The sequence below is a fragment of the Geodermatophilus nigrescens genome (genome assembly GCF_900129495.1).
GTDB lineage: Bacteria > Actinomycetota > Actinomycetes > Mycobacteriales > Geodermatophilaceae > Geodermatophilus > Geodermatophilus nigrescens.
The window spans coordinates 111,980-128,097 of sequence record NZ_FQVX01000004.1 but is presented as its reverse complement, the minus strand read 5'-3'; the positions used below and the strand labels follow the sequence as shown (position 1 = coordinate 128,097).

Below are 16,118 nucleotides of genomic sequence, written 5' to 3'. Positions count from 1 at the left end.
TCGTGCGGTGACGGACTCCGGCGCCACGGGCGCCTCCCGGACGGCGGTCGGCGCACAGGACTCCCCGGGCGACGGCGCGCCGGACACCAGGCTGCGCCGCGCCGTCACCGGGAAGCTGCTGTACCTGTTCATCCTCGGCGACGTCCTCGGCGCCGGCGTCTACGCGCTGGTCGGCGAGGTGGCCGGGGAGGTGGGCGGCGCGATCTGGGTGCCGCTGCTGGTGGCGCTGCTGCTCGCCCTGCTGACGGCGGCCTCCTACGCCGAGCTGGTCACCAAGTACCCGCGGGCCGGCGGCTCCGCGGTGTTCGCCGAGCGGGCGTTCCGCTCCCCCGTCGTGGCGTTCCTCGTCGGCTTCTGCATGCTCGCTGCCGGGGTCACCAGCGCCGCCGGGCTGGCGCTGGCCTTCGCCGGCGACTACCTCGGCGTCTTCCTCGACGTGCCCGCCGCGCCGGCCGCGATCGTGTTCCTGCTGGCCGTGGCGCTGCTCAACGCCCGCGGCATCCAGGAGTCGCTGCGCGCCAACCTCGTGATGACGCTGGTCGAGACGTCGGGCCTGGTGCTCGTCGTCGTCCTCGGCGCGGTGGTGCTGTTCCGCGGCGACGGCGAGCCGGCGCGGGCGCTGGAGTTCCCGCCCGGGGTGTCGGCGGGGACGGCGGTGCTGGCCGCGGCGCTGCTGGCCTACTACTCGTTCGTCGGGTTCGAGACGTCGGCGAACGTGGCCGAGGAGGTCCGCGACGTCCGCCGGGTCTACCCGCGGGCGCTGTTCGGCGCGCTGCTCACCGCCGGCGCCGTCTACGTGCTGGTCGGCCTGGCCGCGGCGGTCGTGCTGCCGCCCGAGCGGCTCGCCGACTCCACCGGGCCGCTGCTGGAGGTGGTGCGCGCCGCCGACGCCGGGATCCCCGACCAGCTCTTCAGCGTGGTCGCGCTCGTCGCCGTCGCCAACGGCGCGCTGCTCACCATGATCATGGCCAGCCGGATGGCGTTCGGGATGGCCGAGCAGCGGCTGCTGCCGGCCGCCCTCGGCCGGGTGCTGCCCCGCCGGCGCACGCCGTGGGTGGCCATCGCCGTCACCACCGCGGTGGCGATGGGGCTGAGCCTGCTCGGCGACCTCGCCACGCTGGCCAACACCGTGGTGCTCCTGCTGCTGTTCGTCTTCATCAGCACGAACACCGCGGTGCTGGTGCTCCGCCGCGACCGAGTGGACGTGCCGCACTTCCGGGTGCCGGCGGTGGTGCCGGTGCTCGGCGTCGCGTCCTGCCTGGTGCTGCTCTGGCAGCAGGAGGCCCGCACCTGGGCGTTCGCCGGGGTGCTGGTCGCCGTCGGGCTGCTGCTGTACCTGGTGACGGCGCTGCCGCGGCGCCGGGCGGCCGCGCGGGAGGACGCGGGGTCGCCGGGCGCGGGGGTCAGCCGATCCGGCTCCTGATCGCCGCGGCGAACCGGGCGGCCGCGCCGTCGTCGGTGGTGAGGAACAGGCTCGGCTCGGTCAGCTCGACCTCGATCACCTGCGGCGCGCCGTCGTCGCCGGGGACCAGGTCGACGCGCGCGTAGAGCGGGGTCTCCCCCGTCCGCTCGCGCACCCATGCCAGCACCCGGTCGCCGAGCGCCCGCTGCTCCGGCCCGGCGGTGCGGGCGGTGATGGTCTCCTCGGCGAACAGCCCCGGGCCCAGCGCCTCACCGGCCAGCAGCGCGCCCTTGCCGAACGCGTGGCTGTACACGCCGCCGACGTACACCAGCCCCGTCTCGCCCTCCGCGTCGAGCCGCGCGAGGTAGGGCTGCACCATCACCGCCCGGCCGCTCGCGAGGATCCCCTCGGCCAGCTCGCGGGCGCCGGCCCGCCGCTCCGGGGGGAAGCGCACGGTGTCGCGGGCGCCGGCGGAGACCACCGGCTTGACCACGACGTCGCCGGGCCAGCGGGACAGCGCGCCGTCGACGTCGCCGGGCCCCTCCGCCCAGGCGGTGGGGACGACGGGCACCCCGGCGCCGGCCAGCTCGCGCAGGTACCGCTTGTCGGTGTTCCAGGCCAGCACCGCGGCCGGGTTGGCCAGCCGGGTGCCCTCCTCCACGCGCCGCGCCCAGGCCAGGAACTCGTCGCGCCGCGGCGCGTAGTCCCAGGTGGACCGGACGACGACGGCGGTCGCGGCGGACCAGTCGACCGTCGGGTCGGCCCAGTCGGCGGCGGAGGCGGTGAGGCCCTCGGCGGCCAGGGCGGCGACGAGCAGCGGCTCGTCCTCGTCCCTCCCGGCGGCCTCGGCACAGCTGGCGAGCAGGACGTCGGGCACGGCGCGATCCTGCCGCACGCCGGCCCGGTCGCCGGCCGGCGGCCCGCTCGGACGGCCGCTCGGTCGGACGGCCGCTCGGTCGGACGGCCGCTCGGTCGGACGGCCGCTCGGTCAGACGGCCGCTCGGTCAGACGGCCGCGGTGCCCGCGCCCTCCCCGAAGGCGGCCAGCGAGACCGGCTCCCACCGGCGCCAGGTGGCCAGCCGCTCCGCGTAGTCGGCCTCGATGCCGGCCAGCGCGCGGCCGAACACGATCCGCGCGGGCGGCTCCTCCGCGTCGACCACGGCCAGGATCGCCGCGCGGGTGGCCCGGGGGTCGCCGAGCTGCCAGGCGGTGCGGTCGATCGAGCCGCGGAGGTCGTCGTAGGCGGCGAGCTCGTCGCTGCGCCGCAGGCCACGGGCGGCGAAGTCGGTGGCGTAGGGCCCGGGCTCCACGCAGGTGACGCGGATGCCGAAGCCGGCGACCTCCTGGCGCAGCGACTGCGACAGGCCCTCCACCGCCCACTTGGCCGCGTGGTAGGCGCCGAACTGGGGGAAGGCGGTCACCCCGCCCTCGCTGGTCACCTGCACGAGGTGGCCGCTGCCCTGCGCCCGCAGGAGCGGCAGGGCGGCCTGGGTCACCCAGAGCGTCCCGAGGAGGTTGGTCTCCAGCGACGCCCGGATCTCGTCCTCGCCCAGCTCCTCGACCATGCCGAGGTGGCCGAAGCCGGCGTTGTTCACCACGACGTCGAGGCGCCCCAGCCGGTCGTGCGCCTCGGCCACCACGGCGCGCACCTGCTCGCGGTCGGTGACGTCCAGGGCCAGCGGGACGACGGCGTCGCCGTACCGGTCGGCCAGCTCCCCGAGCCGGTCGGCCGAGCGCGCGGTCGCCGCCACCCGGTCGCCGCGCTCCAGGGCGGCCTCCGCCCACTCGCGCCCGAACCCGCTGCCCGCCCCGGTGATGAACCACGTCGTCGTCATGCCTCCACCCTCCGCCCAATCTGGTCTGCGCGGTAGCGAGGGATCGGCATCCCAGCCATGCGGGACACGCATGGCACGCTGGTCCGGTGACCGGCGAGGTGACCGTGCTCGGGCTGCGGGTGATCCGGCAGGTGGCGGCCAGCGGCTCCTTCGCCGCGGCTGCCGTCGAGCTCGGCTACACGCAGTCGGCGGTGTCCCGCCAGATCGCGGCGCTCGAGTCCGCGGTCGGCGAGCGGCTGTTCACCCGGGGGCGGCGCGGCGTGCAGCTGACGGCCGCCGGTGAGGTCGTCCTGCGGGGTGCGGGGCGCGCGCTCGCCGAGCTCGACGCCACCGGCCAGCAGCTGGCCCGGCTGCACGACCGGCTCGCCGGACGGCTCACCGTGAGCGCCTTCCCGACCGCGGCCGCGGTGCTCGTGCCCCGCGCCGTCGCGGACCTCGCGGCGGCGCACCCCACCCTGCAGGTGGTCCTGGACGAGGCCGCGAGCCCGGTGGCGCTGCGCCGGCTGCGCGCCGGGCGCACGGACGTCGCCGTCGTCGCCGCCGGCCCCGGGCTGCCCGATCCGGACCTCGCGGGACTGGAGGTCTCCCCGCTGGTCCCGCTCGGGCTGCTGGTCGCCGTCCCCGAGGGGCACCGGCTCGCCCGGACGCCGGTGGTCCGGCCGGGCGACCTGGCGGACGTGCCGTGGATCGTGGGCACCGGCGCGCCCGGGGAGCCCCAGTTCGGGCCGTGGCCCACCCTGGCCGAGCCGCGGGTCGCCTTCTCCGTCCGGCACTGGACGACCCGCCTGGGCCTGGTGGCCGCCGGGCTCGGTGTCACGGTGCTGCCCGGCACCATGGCCGCCGCCGTGCCGGCCGGCGTGCGGGTCGTCGCGATCGACGACCCGTCCTGGCCCGGCCGGCGGACCCTGGTGGTCACCCGGCGCCCGCCCGACCGGGCGGCCGCGCTGGCCGCGCGGGCGGTCGTCGAGCAGGCGGAGGCCCTGCGGTCCGGGGCGCGGGGCGGTTGACGGGACCGCAGCGGCACCGGTGGCGACCGGCGGGGAGGACCGGGCCCGGCGGCGTCTGCTGGGATGGGCGGGTGGCTGCCACCCCCCTGGTGATCGACACCGACCCGGGCATCGACGACGCCCTCGCCATCCTGCTGGCCCTCGCCAGCCCCGAGGTCGACCTGCGGCTGGTCACCACCACGCACGGCAACGTGGACCTCGCGCAGACCACCGAGAACGCGCTGCGCGTGCTGCACCTGGCCGGCCGCTCCGACGTCCCGGTGGCCGCCGGTGCCGCCGAGTCGCTGGTCTACGCGCAGCCCGAGCGGGCCGGGCACGTGCACGGGCGGACCGGGCTCGGCGGGGTCGACCTGCCGCCCTCGCCGGCCGCCGTCGACCCGCGGCCCGCGGTGGTCGCCCTGGCCGAGCTGCTGCTGGCGTCCGAGACCCCGGTGACCGTGGCCGCCATCGGCCCGTGGACGAACGTCGCGCTGCTGCTGGCCACCTACCCGGAGGCCGCCGCCCGCATCGGCCGGCTGGTGCTCATGGGCGGCTCGGCGGGCCGCGGCGGCAACGTGACCGCGGCGGCGGAGTTCAACGTGTGGGCCGACCCCGAGGCCGCGGCCCGGGTGCTCGGCGCCACGGTGCCCACGGTGCTGGTCGGGCTCGACGTCACGCTGCCCACCGTGCTCGACGAGGGCGGCATCGCCCGCTTCGCCGCCGCGGGCCCCGTCGGCGCGACGGCGGCGGCGATCCTGCAGCAGTACCTCGACCACGCGCGCAGCTCCTACGGCACCACCGGCGTGGTGGTGCACGACGCGCTGGCGCTCACCGAGGCCATCGCGCCGGGCACGCTGGGCACCGTGCGGCGCGACGTCGTCGTCGACACCACCCGCGGCGCCGGACGCGGCCAGACGCTGGTCGACCGCCGCACCGTGTCGGACTCCCCCACCGCGGTCGACGTCGCCGAGACCGTCGACAGCCCGGCCGCCGTCGAGTTCCTGGTCAGCCGCCTGAGCGACCTGGCCGCCCGTCGGGGCTGACGCCCCCGGCCGGCTGCGCCACGGAGGCGACGATCCCGGCGGCGATGTCGCGCAGCTTGCGGTTGTAGCGCTGCGAGGCGTCGCGCAGCAGGTCGAAGGCGGCGTCGGCGTCGACCCGGCGCTGCGCCATGAGCACGCCCTTGGCCTGCTCGATCACCGCCCGCGACTGCATCGCCAGCTCCATGTTGCGGGCGTGCTCGCCGAGCAGGGCGTGCGCGTCGGCGTTGGCGACGGCGACGGCCACCGCCTCGGCCACCTCGCGGGCCGCCTCCGCCGAGGTGTCGGAGGCGAGGGCGCCGGGCCGCGTCGAGTAGATGTTCAGCGCGCCGATCGTGGTGCCCTGGTAGGGCAGCGGCGTCGACAGCGAGCTGCGCACGCCGACGGCGAGGACGCGTGCGGTGTAGTCGGGCCAGCGGGTCTCGGTGCGCATGTCGTCGACCCGCAGCTGCACCCCGCCGCGGCCGGCGTCCAGGCAGGGCCCGTAGCCGCGGGCGTACTGCAGCTCGTCGGCCGCCAGCGCCATGTCGCCGTCGTGGGCGGCGGTGGTGGGCACGTCGCCGCGGACCAGCGTGATCGACGTCGACTCGGCGCCGGGCACGTGCTCGGTCGCCAGGCGCGTCACCTCCCCCAGGACGTCGGACAGCTCGCGGTCGGCCAGCCGCAGCCGGCTCAGCGCCCTCCACAGGTCCTCCACGCGCCCATCCTGCCCTGGGACCCCCCGTTCGGGGCGTCCGGCGACCCACGGCGGACCCTCCGCTGCGGGACGACGGGGTTTCGGCGAGGATGGGCGCCGGTGCTGCGGAGCGACGGAGGGTGGACGATGGGCCAGGAGGCGTGGCCGCTCACACCCGTGCCCTCCGTGGCCGGCGACGTCTGGCACTGGCAGCTGGAGGCCATGCACGTCGTCTCCCGCGTCCGGGCCGACCTGCGGGCGCGCATCGCCCACCCGTCGGTGAGCACGTCCTCCACCGAGGACGCCCGCGACGGGCTGCTGCTGGTCTTCGAGGAGCTGGCGTCCAACGCGCTGCGGCACGGCGGCGGCGACGTCCGCGCGCTCGTGGTGGCCAGCCCCGCCGGGTGGCTGCTCGACCTCAGCGACGAGGCGCCCGACCGGCCGCCGGTGCCCGCCGTCGACCGCGACCCGTCCCTGGGCGGCATGGGGCTACACCTGGTGGCCCAGCTGTCGGTGGCCTACGGCTGGGAGCGCCGGCCCGGCCGCAAGCACGTCTGGTCCCGGCTGCCCTCGGGGCTCGCCCCGCTCGAGGGCATCGGCGACCGCGTGCCCGAGCCGCGCACGCCCGAGTTCCCGCGCGACTGACCCGGCCGCCGGCGGGCTCAGGCGGAGTCGGCCACCGCGGCGCCCTCGTGCTCGGCGCGCGCGCAGTGCGCGCAGCAGTAGAACTGCCCCTCGACGACGACGCCGTGGCCGACCACCTTGACCCCGCAGTGCTCGCAGATCGGGGCCATGCGGTGGATCGCGCACTCGAAGCTGTCGAAGGTGTGCGTGACGCCCTGCGCCACCACCTCGAAGCTCATCGCGTAGTCGTTGCCGCAGACCTCGCAGACCGCCATGGCGCCTCCCTTCCCCGGGAGGCGCCCGCGGACACCGCCGACCGGCGTGTCAGCCGTTGCGGGCGGTCCACCCGGACACGAAGTCGCGCAGGCTGCGGGTCGGGCGCAGCCAGGCGCCGTCCGCCGGGAGCGCGTCGAGCCGGACGCGGTCCAGCGGCGCGGTGAACGCCCCGGGCACGTCCTCGATGTCGATGAACTCGAGCAGGTCGGAGCCGATCGCGTAGCCCGCGACCTCGCTGAAGGCGACGACGACGACCTGCGTGCCGGCCCGCGCGAGCTCCTCGAGCGGCTCGGCGAAGTTGCGGCCGTCGCCGGAGAAGACGACCAGGCGGCGCAGCCGGTGGCTGTGCGTGCGCACCTCGATGTGGTCGAGCATCGCCTGGTCGATGTCGTCGTCGGGCTGCTGCTTGGGGCGGGCGAACACCGCGTAGCCGAAGCCGCGCAGCGCCTCCACCCAGCGCTGCAGCGAGCCGACGACGGGCGGGATGTTGGCGAACACGCAGGCCTCGACCTCGGGCGCGTCCGCGGCGGCCGGGTCGCCTGCGCCGTCGACGAACCACGCGGCGATCGCGTCGAAGCGCGGGCGGGACGCGGCGGTCGGGCGGGCGCCGATGACCGTGGACAGGGTCATGTCGATGTTCGGCGCGTCCCAGATGAGCAGGTCCAGCGCCGGCCGGCCGCGGCCCTGCGTCTCGTCGGGGAGGGTCGCCGTCCCCGTGGTCGCGCCGTCGGGCCCGCTCGTCACCGTCACGGGGGCAGTCTGCCCCGTCGGCCCGGTGACCGGCGCGGACGCCCCCGGTGCGGGAGCGGGCTCGGGGGCGGGCTGGGCGGGCGCGGGCTGGGCGGGCGCGGGCTGGGCGGGCGCGGGCGGCCCGGCCGGGGACGTCGCCCGGCGGACCGCCCGGCGGCGCACCGGTCCCGTCATGCGCGCCCGCTCCCCCGCGGCCTCAGCCCAGGCGGCCGGCGAGGGCCAGCGCGCAGGAGTCGCCGCCGCCGTCGGACACCCGGTTCGCCCACCGCTCGACGTCGCGGGCGGCCATCGGGCGGGCGAGCAGGTAGCCCTGGGCGGAGTCGCAGCCGGCCTCGCGCACCATCCGCAGGTGGTCGGCGGTCTCCACGCCCTCGGCCACCGAGCGGATGCCGAGGGTGTGCGCCAGCTCGACGATCGCGCCGAGCACCGCGCCGGTGCCGCCGGCGGCCAACCGCTCGGCCGCGGTGATCAGCGACCGGTCGATCTTGAGCGTGCCGATGGGCAGCGCCATGAGCTGGGCGAGGGAGGACCAGCCGGTGCCGAAGTCGTCGATGGCGACCCGGACGCCGAAGCCCTGCAGGACGGCGAGCTGGTCCTCGGCGCGGGTGGGGTCCTCGGCGACGCAGGTCTCGGTCAGCTCGAGCATCAGCTGCTCGGGGGCGAGGCCGGAGTCGCGCAGGGCCGCGCGGACGTCGCGCACCAGGGTCTCCGCGGAGAAGTGGCGGGCGCTGATGTTGACCGCCATGCGCAGCGCCAGGCCCTGCTCGGCCCACTCCGCGGCCTGCCGGGTGGTCTCGTGCAGCAGCCAGCGGGTGATGGGGATGAGCTGGCCGGTCTCCTCGGCGACGGAGAGGAACGCGTCGGGGCCGAGCAGGCCGCGCTCGGGGTGCTGCCAGCGCAGCAGCGCCTCCACGCCCTCCACCTCGCCGGTGTCCAGGCGCACGACCGGCTGGTAGTGGACGACGAACTGGTCCTGGGCGCCGTCGCGCAGCCGGTTGGCGACGTCCATCCGCCACCGGGCGGCGTCGCGCAGGCCCGGGGAGAACAGGTGCACGCGGTCGCGGCCGGCGGCCTTCGCGGCGTAGCCGGCGGCGTCGGCGTCGCTCAGCAGCTGGTGGGCGTGCCGCAGGCCCGGCTGGGCGACGGCGACGCCGATGCTCGCCGACACCGGCACGGTCAGCCCGGCGGCGGTGAACGGGCGGGCGAAGGAGCGCTGCAGCCGGAAGGCCAGCGAGGCGGCCTCGGGGGTGTCGCAGGAGCGGGCGAGGACGACGAACTGGTCGCCGCCGAGCCGGCCGACGGCGTCGCCGGGGCGTACCTGGCCGGCGAGGCGGGCGCCCACCCGGCGCAGCAGCTCGTCGCCGACCTCGTGACCGAGGGAGTCGTTGACGGTCTTGAAGCCGTCGAGGTCGAGGAACAGCAGCGCGGTGCGGCCGTCGTCGTCGGCGAGGGCCTGCTCGATGAGCTCGAGCAGCCGGGCGCGGTTGGGCAGGCCGGTGAGGTCGTCGTGCGACGCCTGCCAGGCCAGCCGGTGCTGGTCGCGGACGCGCTCGCTGATGTCGGTGTGCGTGACCACGAGCTGGCCGGAGTCGTCGACCCGCGCGGCCTGCAGGCGCCACCAGGAGTCGCCGTCGGCCAGCTGCTGGGCGTAGTCGCAGGCGAAGACGCGGTCGGTGGAGCCGGGCGGCGCGGCCCGCAGCTCGGTGAGCCCCTCGGCGATGCGGGCGAGGTCGGACGGGGGCAGCCCCTGGGCGATCTGCGCCAGGTAGTCGTCGCCGGTGCCGGCCACCTGCCAGCCGGCGGCGCGGACCAGGTCGTCGTTGGCCGACCAGCCGCGGTTGACGCTGCGGATCCGGCCGCCGCCGTCGAGCAGCACGGTGGGGGAGGGCAGCGCGTCCAGGACGGCGGCGGTCTGCCGGAGGGCGTGCGCCTGGGCGGCCTGCTCGCGGTGCCGGGAGTCGACGTCGCGGATGAAGACGACGAGGCCGGTGGCGTCGGCGGAGGCGCGCACCTCGAACCAGCGGTCCCGGGGGCGGTGGAGGTACTCGAAGACGCGGGGCCGCCCGTCGGTCATCAGCCCGCGCAGCTGGTCCTCGAACTCCGAGCCGCGCAGGTCGGGCACGCAGGCGAGCGCCGTCCGGCCGAGCAGGGCGTGCGCGGGGCGTCCGAGGAGCTCCTCGAGCGGGGTGTTCACCCAGGTGAAGCGCCACTCGCGGTCGAGGTGGCAGACCGCGTCGGGGACGCTGGCCAGCAGGTCCGGTGGTGCCACCGCGCCTGCGTGGTCGGACTGGTGCACGCTGATCTCTCTCCCCCCGCCGCACTCCGGGTCCTGCCCCCTGGGGGGTGTCCCGGGTACGGACCGGGACGGGATGGGAAGTCGGTCCGTGCGCGACGCGTACCCGAGGGTAGTGGAGCGATGCCTCCTCAGACAGGGGCGATCGTTGAACGTTCGACGAGCGCGCCCACGGGCGTGTCGTGGGGCAGCGTCCCGAGCACGCTGCCCCAGTCGCCGCCCAGCCGGCTGGCGCAGAAGGCGTGCGCGACCTCCGTCGGGCCGTGGCGCAGCAGCAGCGACCCCTGCAGGCACAGGGCCAGCAGGCCCGCGATGCGGCGCGCCCGCAGCGGCAGCGCGCCGGGGTCGCCCAGCTCGGCGGCCAGCCGCTTGAGCGCGTCGTCGTAGCGGGGGTCCGCGCCGCGGGCGAGCTCGAGCTCGGCGGTGACGGCGGCCAGCGCCTCGCCCGAGCGGCCGAGCGCGCGGAGGACGTCGAGGGCGATGACGTTGCCCGAGCCCTCCCAGATGCTGTTGAGCGGCGCCTGGCGGTAGAGCCGCGGGAGGCCGGAGTCCTCGACGTAGCCGTTGCCGCCGAGGACCTCCATCGCCTCGCCGACGACGGCGGGGGTGCGCTTGCAGACGAGGAACTTCGCCGCCGCGCCCGCCAGCCGGAGGAACGCCGTCTCCCCGCCGTCGACGGCCGCGGCCAGCCGGACGGCCAGTGCGGTGGCGGCCTCGCTCTCGACGGCGAGGTCGGCGAGCACGTTCTGCATGAGCGGCTGGTCGGCGAGCAGGGCGCCGAAGGCCCGGCGGTGGCGGGCGTGGTGCAGCGCCTGGGTGAGCGCGGCGCGGACGGTGGCCGCCGAGCCGATGACGCAGTCGAGCCGGGTGGCGTTGACCATCTCGAGGATCGTCGGGACGCCGCGGCCGGGGTCGCCGACCAGCCAGCCGGTGGTGCCGTCGAACTCGACCTCGCTGGAGGCGTTGGCGCGGTCGCCGAGCTTGTCCTTGAGGCGCTGCAGGCGGAACACGTTGCGGCTGCCGTCGGGCAGCACCCGCGGCACGAGGAAGCAGGACACGCCCTCGTCGAGCCGGGCCAGGACGAGGAACAGGTCGCTCATCGGGGCGCTGGTGAACCACTTGTGCCCGGTGAGCGCGTAGGTGCCGTCGCCGGCCGCGACCGCGCGGGTGGTGTTGCTGCGGACGTCGGAGCCGCCCTGCTTCTCGGTCATGCCCATGCCGGCGACGAGGCCGGGCTTGGCGGCGGGGTCGGTGAGGCCGAAGGCGTAGCCGGTGCCGGTGAGGCCGGGCCCGTAGCGGGCGGCGAGCTCCGGGGCGGCCCGCAGCGCGGGGACGGCGGCGTAGGTCATCGTCACCGGGCAGCCGTGGCCGGCCTCGACCTGCGTCCAGGCGAGGTAGCCGACGGCGCGGCGGACGTGGGCGTGCCGGTTCCCGGCCTCTGCCGCCGCCCACGGCGCGCCGGCCAGCCCGTGCGCGAACGCCGTCCGCATCAGCTCGTGCCAGGCGGGGTGGAACTCGACCTCGTCGACCCGGTGCCCGTAGCGGTCGTGGGTGCGCAGGACGGGGCGGTTCTCGTCGGCCAGCCGCCCCCACTCGCGCGCCTGCTCGCTGCCGGCCAGCCGCCCGAGGTCCGCGAGCGAGGCCAGGGTCGCCTCGTCGGCGTGCCGGACGCAGGCCTCGGCGAGGGCCGCGTCCCCGGCGACCGGGTCGTACCCGGCGAGCGGCGGGACCTGGTTGGTGACCTCGTGCGTGGCGCCCACGGCGGGCACCGTACGTCCCGGTGTCGCCCCGCTCACACCGGGCGTTCCACGTGGAACGGCGCTGTGTGCACGTACCGCGGCACGGAGGGCCGCCGCACCGCGCCGTGTGCACGCAGCGCGGTCAGGGGCGCGGCCGGGGACGCGCGGGCGGGGTGGCGGGGTGGCGGGGTGGCGGGGTGGCGGGGTGGCGGGGTGGCGGGGTGGCGGGGTCAGGTCAGCAGGCGGACCAGGCGGCCGATCGCCAGCTGGGCCAGCGGCGCGTAGCCGACCACCACGGGCGCCGGGCCGGTGACCCGCAGGCCGGTGGTGCTGCCGCCGTCGGGGCCGTCGGACACCCAGTGCAGCAGGCGCAGCCGCACCGGCCCGGCCGACACCGTCCACGCCCACCGCCGCGCCGCCTCGTCCACCGCCTCGACGACGAACGGCAGCGTGAGCCCGAGCGGCCCGCGCACCCGCCCCTCGAGCCCGGCCCGCAGCCGCGGCTCCGGCACCTGGACGCCGAGGATCTGCGGCGCCCACGTGGGCCAGCGGGCCGGCTCCGCGTAGCGCTCCCAGGCCTCGGCCGGGGCGACCGGCCCGCTCGCGTGCAGGGTCAGCGTGGTCACGTGGTCCTCCCGGACGTCAGGCGGGCGGGCCGCCGAGCAGCAGCTGCCGCAGCATGTGCAGGGCGAGCACCACCGAGCGCTCGCGCACCGCCGTCCGGGAGCCGGGCAGCCGCACCGAGCGGGCCTGCTGACCCGACGGGCCGACCGCGCACAGGTGCACCGTGCCCACCGGCTTGTCCGGCGACCCGCCGCCGGGCCCCGCGATGCCGGTGATGCCGACGCCGACGTCGGCGCCGAACCGCTCCCGCGCCCCCTCGGCCAGCGCCAGCGCCACCTGCGGGCTCACCGCGCCGAACTCCGCCAGCATCCCGGCCGGCACCCCGACCAGGTGCTCCTTCGCCGAGTTCGCGTACGAGGTGATCCCGCCGAGCACCCACGCCGACGAGCCCGCCCGCTCGATCAGCCGCGCGACCAGCAGCCCGCCGGTGCACGACTCGGCGGTGGCGATCGTCAGGCCCTGGGACCGCAGCGCGTCGGCGACCAGGTCGTCGAGCGTCGGCCCGGTGGAGAACAGCGTCGCCGCGTACTCCTCGGCGAGCACCGCGGCCAGCCGGTCGTAGGCGGGCTGGGCGCCGGGCGCGTACCGGGTGACGATCTCCAGCTCGCCCTCGCGCAGGCAGGTGGTGATCTCCAGGCCGGCGAGCTCGTCGTCGTGCTCGCGCAGGGTGGCCGCCAGCTGCGCCTCGAGCGTGCCCCACAGCCGCACCGTCTCCTGCCGCAGCTCCGCGGCCCCGGCGAGGGCCGCGCGCACCGGCGCGGCGTCCAGCGCCGCCGGCCACATGCCCTGCAGCTCCGACGGCGGCCCGGGCAGCACGACGACGACGGGGCCGCCGCGGCCGTCGGCCGGCGGGACGACCAGCCCGGGCGCGGTGCCCACCGGCTCGAGCACCGTGGCGCCGGCCGGCACCTGCGCCTGCTTGCGGACGCCGGCCGCCGTCGCCTCGGGGTCGGCGCGCCAGCCGCGGCGGCTCATCAGCTTCTCCACGACGGCGCCCACCCGCTGCTCGAGCTCGGGGTCGACGTCGAGCGGGCGGCCCTGCACCTCGCCGACGACGGCGGCGGTCAGGTCGTCGGCGGTGGGCCCGAGCCCGCCGGAGGTGACGACCAGGTCGACCCCCGCGGAGGCGAAGTAGGAGAGCGCGCCGCGCATGTCGTCGGGCCGGTCGCCGACCACGAGGACGGCACTGACGTCGACGCCCGCCTGCCGGAGCTGCTCGGCGAGCCACGGCCCGTTGCGGTCGGTCACGCGGCCGGTGAGGACCTCGGTGCCGGTGACGACGATGCCCGCGCGCGTGACCACCCGCCCGACCCTAGGTGTGACGCGGACCCGCGGCGCGACGGCCGGACCCGCCGCCGCACCTGCGCGGTCCCGCCCGCCGCCGCGGTTAGCGTGCGGGGAGGGCCCGACCCGGTCCGCCGCCGACCGCCCCGCCCCCCGCAGGAAGGAACGACCGTGACCGCCTCGACGCCGCCGGCCGGCCCGCGCACGCAGGAGATCGCCGTACCGACGGAGGCCGACGCCCCGCACGGCGCCACCGCCGCGGGCGCTCCCGACGCCGCACCGGCCCACGCCGCCGCGCACGCCGCCCCCGCCCACGCCACCGCCCACGTCCCCGCTCACGCCGGCGCCCCGGCACACGCGGCCCCCGCGCCGCCCTCGGTGCCGCCCTCGGTGCCGCCCTCGATGCCGCTGCCGCCGCCGGCCTACCCGACCACCGCGCCGCAGCCGGTGGCCCAGCCCCTGGCCGGCGACGCGCCGACCGCCGTCGTCCCGCCGGTGACCCCGGCCCCGGCCGCCGACGGCCCGCTGCCGACCGGGCCACTGGACTCCTTCTTCGGCACGCCGCCGCCCCCGCCGCCGGCGGCGGCCCCGGCCCCCGCGCCCGTCCAGCAGAAGGCGCCCAAGGCCCCCAAGGCCCCCAAGGCGCCGCGCACCCCGCGCGACCGCGCCGTCCTGGTCACCGCCGGGCTCGGCCTGCTCGGCCTCGTGCTGCTCGAGCTCGGCCTGGCGCTGCGCCTGGGCGGTCAGGTGCTCTGGGCCGACCTGCCGCTGTGGTCGGGCTTCGCGACGCTCGCCGCGCTGGCCGGCGTCGTCGGCCTGGCCGCGAGCCTGCTCCCCGGCGGCCGGCTCTCCCCCGCCGTCGCCGACAAGCTGGCGCTCGGCGGCCTCGCCGGGCTGGCGGTGTTCTGGGTGCTCATCGCCCTGCCGCGCGTCGACTCCGACCGCGGCTTCCTGCTCACCGCCGCGCTCGGGGCCCTCGCCGTCGGGGTCTGGCTGGCGCCGCACCGCCGGGCGCGCTGAGCGCCTCATCCGCTCCTCGCGGCCGCGGCCGGGTCATCCCCGGCCGCGGCCGTTGCCGTTCCCGCCACCGTTCCCGCCCGCGTTGCCGTTGCCGTTGCCCTGACCGTTCCCGGGGCCGTCGCCCGGCCCCTCGGGCGCCGCGGGGGCCGGGGGGACCTCCGCCGGCGGCTGCGGCTGCTCCGCGACCGGCGGGGCCTCCCAGCCGGGAGCGGGTACCGGGACGGGGACCTCCACCGGTACCGGGACGGTCACCGTCACCGGCGTCGGCGCGGGAGCGGGCACCGGGGCGGGAGCCGACGACGGCGCGGGCGGCGCGACCGCCACGGTGAGGGTCACCAGGTCGCCCGCCGCGAGCGCGCCGACCGGCGTCACCGCCAGCACGGTGCCGGCCGCCGTCGCGGCGTCGTCCTGCGTCACCCGGGTGACCCGCAACCCGGCGGCGACCAGCTCGTCCTCGACCTCGTCGGCGGGCCGACCGGCCAGGGCGTCGCGGCGGACGTCGACCCCCGCCGGCGCGGCGTCCGCGACCGCGGCCGGCGGCGTGCCGGTGCCCGGGGCGGCCAGCTGCAGGGCGCCGATCCCGAGGACGGCACCCGCGGCGAGCGTGCCGGCCACCGCGAGCGCGCGCACCGCACGGCGGCGGGGCGGAGGAGGCGGGGGCGTCGGCGCGACGAAGCCCAGGGGCAGGGGCAGCGGCGCCGTCCCGGGCGGCGGGGCCGGCGGCAGCGGCCGCCCGGCGCGCACGGTCTCCACCACGGCGGCCAGCTCCGCGCCGTCGGCGGGCCGCCCGGCGGGGTCCTTGGCCAGCATCCGCGCCACCAGGTCGCGCACCGGCCCGGGCACGTCGGCGGGCAGCGGTGGCGGGTCCTCGCGCAGCTGCCGGAGGGCGATCTGCACCGGGTTGTCGCCCTCGAAGGCGCGGTGCCCGGCCAGGCACTCCCAGGCCACCATGCCGAGCGCGTAGACGTCGCTGGCCGGGCCCGCCTTGCCGCCGGCGGCCTGCTCGGGCGCCAGGTAGTGCGCGGTGCCGACCACCTGCCCGGTGCCGGTGAGCGGCGCGCTGCCCGCCGACCAGGCGACGCCGAAGTCGGTGATCCGCACGACGCCGTCGCGGCCGACGAGCAGGTTGCCGGGCTTGACGTCGCGGTGCACCACCCCGGCGGCGTGCGCGGCGCCGAGGCCCGCGGCGGTCTGGCCCACCAGGTCGAGCACCCGCCCGGACGGCAGCCGCCCCTCGCGGGCCAGCAGCGACGACAGCGACTCGCCGTCGACCAGCTCCATCACCAGGTGGGCGCAGACCTCGCCGGCGTCGGACACCTCCTCGCCGTAGTCGAACAGCGCGGCGATGTTGCGGTGCGCGAGCCTGCCCGCCAGCCGGGCCTCGGTGCGGAAGCGGCTGCGGATGGTGGCGTCGCCGCTGTACTCACCGCGCAGCAGCTTCACCGCGACCGGCCGGTCGAGCAGGGCGTCGCGGCCGTGCCAGACCTGGCCCATGCCGCCGGTGGCGATCAGGCCCAGCAGCTCGTAGCGGCTCCCGACGACGCGCCTGACCACGCTCCCGGTCACGGG

At 77.8% G+C, this 16,118-nt stretch carries 15 protein-coding genes; 5 read left to right on the top strand and 10 right to left on the bottom strand.

Translation table 11 applies throughout. From position 1 onward, the window contains the following. Positions 1 to 7: 7 nt before the first annotated feature. Positions 8 to 1,423 (top strand): APC family permease, encoded by a 1,416-nt coding sequence (locus BUE37_RS19675; RefSeq protein ID WP_083628937.1) that lies wholly within the window; start codon positions 8 to 10, stop codon positions 1,421 to 1,423. On the opposite strand, the gene BUE37_RS19670 is transcribed toward BUE37_RS19675, so the two are convergent. Next, positions 1,404 to 2,279, bottom strand: a complete 876-nt coding sequence (locus BUE37_RS19670) for an ATP-grasp domain-containing protein (protein ID WP_217651331.1) — start codon at positions 2,277 to 2,279, stop codon at positions 1,404 to 1,406. The genes BUE37_RS19675 and BUE37_RS19670 overlap by 20 nt on opposite strands. 127 nt (positions 2,280 to 2,406) lie before the next feature. Further along, a complete protein-coding gene (locus BUE37_RS19665) occupies positions 2,407 to 3,237 on the bottom strand; it encodes an SDR family NAD(P)-dependent oxidoreductase (protein WP_073422133.1) in 831 nt (276 codons plus the stop codon). An 86-nt stretch (positions 3,238 to 3,323) separates the two neighbouring features. On the opposite strand from BUE37_RS19665, the gene BUE37_RS19660 reads away from it, so the two are divergent. After that, positions 3,324 to 4,244: a LysR family transcriptional regulator gene (locus BUE37_RS19660; protein ID WP_139253071.1), complete on the top strand. Its 921-nt coding sequence runs from the start codon at positions 3,324 to 3,326 to the stop codon at positions 4,242 to 4,244. 71 nt (positions 4,245 to 4,315) lie between these two features. After that, the gene (locus BUE37_RS19655; protein ID WP_073422132.1) at positions 4,316 to 5,266 is read left to right on the top strand and encodes a nucleoside hydrolase; all 951 of its coding nucleotides are present in this window, start codon (positions 4,316 to 4,318) and stop codon (positions 5,264 to 5,266) included. On the opposite strand, the gene BUE37_RS19650 is transcribed toward BUE37_RS19655, so the two are convergent. Beyond that, positions 5,229 to 5,960, bottom strand: coding sequence for a GAF and ANTAR domain-containing protein (locus tag BUE37_RS19650; protein WP_073422131.1), 732 nt, complete (start codon positions 5,958 to 5,960; stop codon positions 5,229 to 5,231). The two genes, BUE37_RS19655 and BUE37_RS19650, sit on opposite strands and share 38 nt — an antisense overlap. Positions 5,961 to 6,059: 99 nt before the next feature. Between BUE37_RS19650 and BUE37_RS19645 the strand changes: the two genes are divergently transcribed. Beyond that, complete coding sequence (locus tag BUE37_RS19645) at positions 6,060 to 6,584, top strand: ATP-binding protein (protein ID WP_245794780.1); 525 nt, start codon at positions 6,060 to 6,062, stop codon at positions 6,582 to 6,584. Between the two features lie 17 nt (positions 6,585 to 6,601). On the opposite strand, the gene BUE37_RS19640 is transcribed toward BUE37_RS19645, so the two are convergent. From BUE37_RS19640 to BUE37_RS19615, 6 genes are all read right to left on the bottom strand, one after another. Further along, the gene (locus tag BUE37_RS19640) at positions 6,602 to 6,838 is read right to left on the bottom strand and encodes a hypothetical protein (RefSeq protein WP_073422130.1); all 237 of its coding nucleotides are present in this window, start codon (positions 6,836 to 6,838) and stop codon (positions 6,602 to 6,604) included. Positions 6,839 to 6,887: 49 nt separating this feature from the next. Further along, the gene (locus BUE37_RS19635; protein WP_245794778.1) at positions 6,888 to 7,589 is read right to left on the bottom strand and encodes an NYN domain-containing protein; all 702 of its coding nucleotides are present in this window, start codon (positions 7,587 to 7,589) and stop codon (positions 6,888 to 6,890) included. A 196-nt stretch (positions 7,590 to 7,785) separates the two neighbouring features. Beyond that, complete coding sequence (locus BUE37_RS19630; RefSeq protein ID WP_073422128.1) at positions 7,786 to 9,885, bottom strand: putative bifunctional diguanylate cyclase/phosphodiesterase; 2,100 nt, start codon at positions 9,883 to 9,885, stop codon at positions 7,786 to 7,788. Between the two features lie 128 nt (positions 9,886 to 10,013). After that, entirely contained in the window at positions 10,014 to 11,642 is a 1,629-nt protein-coding gene (locus BUE37_RS19625; protein WP_073422246.1) for an acyl-CoA dehydrogenase family protein, read from the bottom strand. A gap of 209 nt (positions 11,643 to 11,851) precedes the next feature. After that, positions 11,852 to 12,247 carry an SRPBCC family protein gene (locus BUE37_RS19620; RefSeq protein ID WP_073422127.1) on the bottom strand — a complete coding sequence of 132 codons (396 nt, stop codon included), beginning with the start codon at positions 12,245 to 12,247 and terminating at the stop codon, positions 11,852 to 11,854. A gap of 16 nt (positions 12,248 to 12,263) precedes the next feature. Next, complete coding sequence (locus BUE37_RS19615) at positions 12,264 to 13,547, bottom strand: competence/damage-inducible protein A (protein WP_073422126.1); 1,284 nt, start codon at positions 13,545 to 13,547, stop codon at positions 12,264 to 12,266. Between the two features lie 153 nt (positions 13,548 to 13,700). Here BUE37_RS19615 and BUE37_RS19610 point away from each other — a divergent pair, with 153 nt between their 5' ends. Further along, positions 13,701 to 14,549 carry a hypothetical protein gene (locus tag BUE37_RS19610; RefSeq protein WP_073422125.1) on the top strand — a complete coding sequence of 283 codons (849 nt, stop codon included), beginning with the start codon at positions 13,701 to 13,703 and terminating at the stop codon, positions 14,547 to 14,549. 33 nt (positions 14,550 to 14,582) lie between these two features. Here BUE37_RS19610 and BUE37_RS19605 read toward each other — a convergent pair whose 3' ends face one another. Continuing rightward, positions 14,583 to 16,115 (bottom strand): serine/threonine-protein kinase, encoded by a 1,533-nt coding sequence (locus BUE37_RS19605; RefSeq protein WP_245794776.1) that lies wholly within the window; start codon positions 16,113 to 16,115, stop codon positions 14,583 to 14,585. Between the last annotated feature and the right edge of the window lie 3 nt (positions 16,116 to 16,118).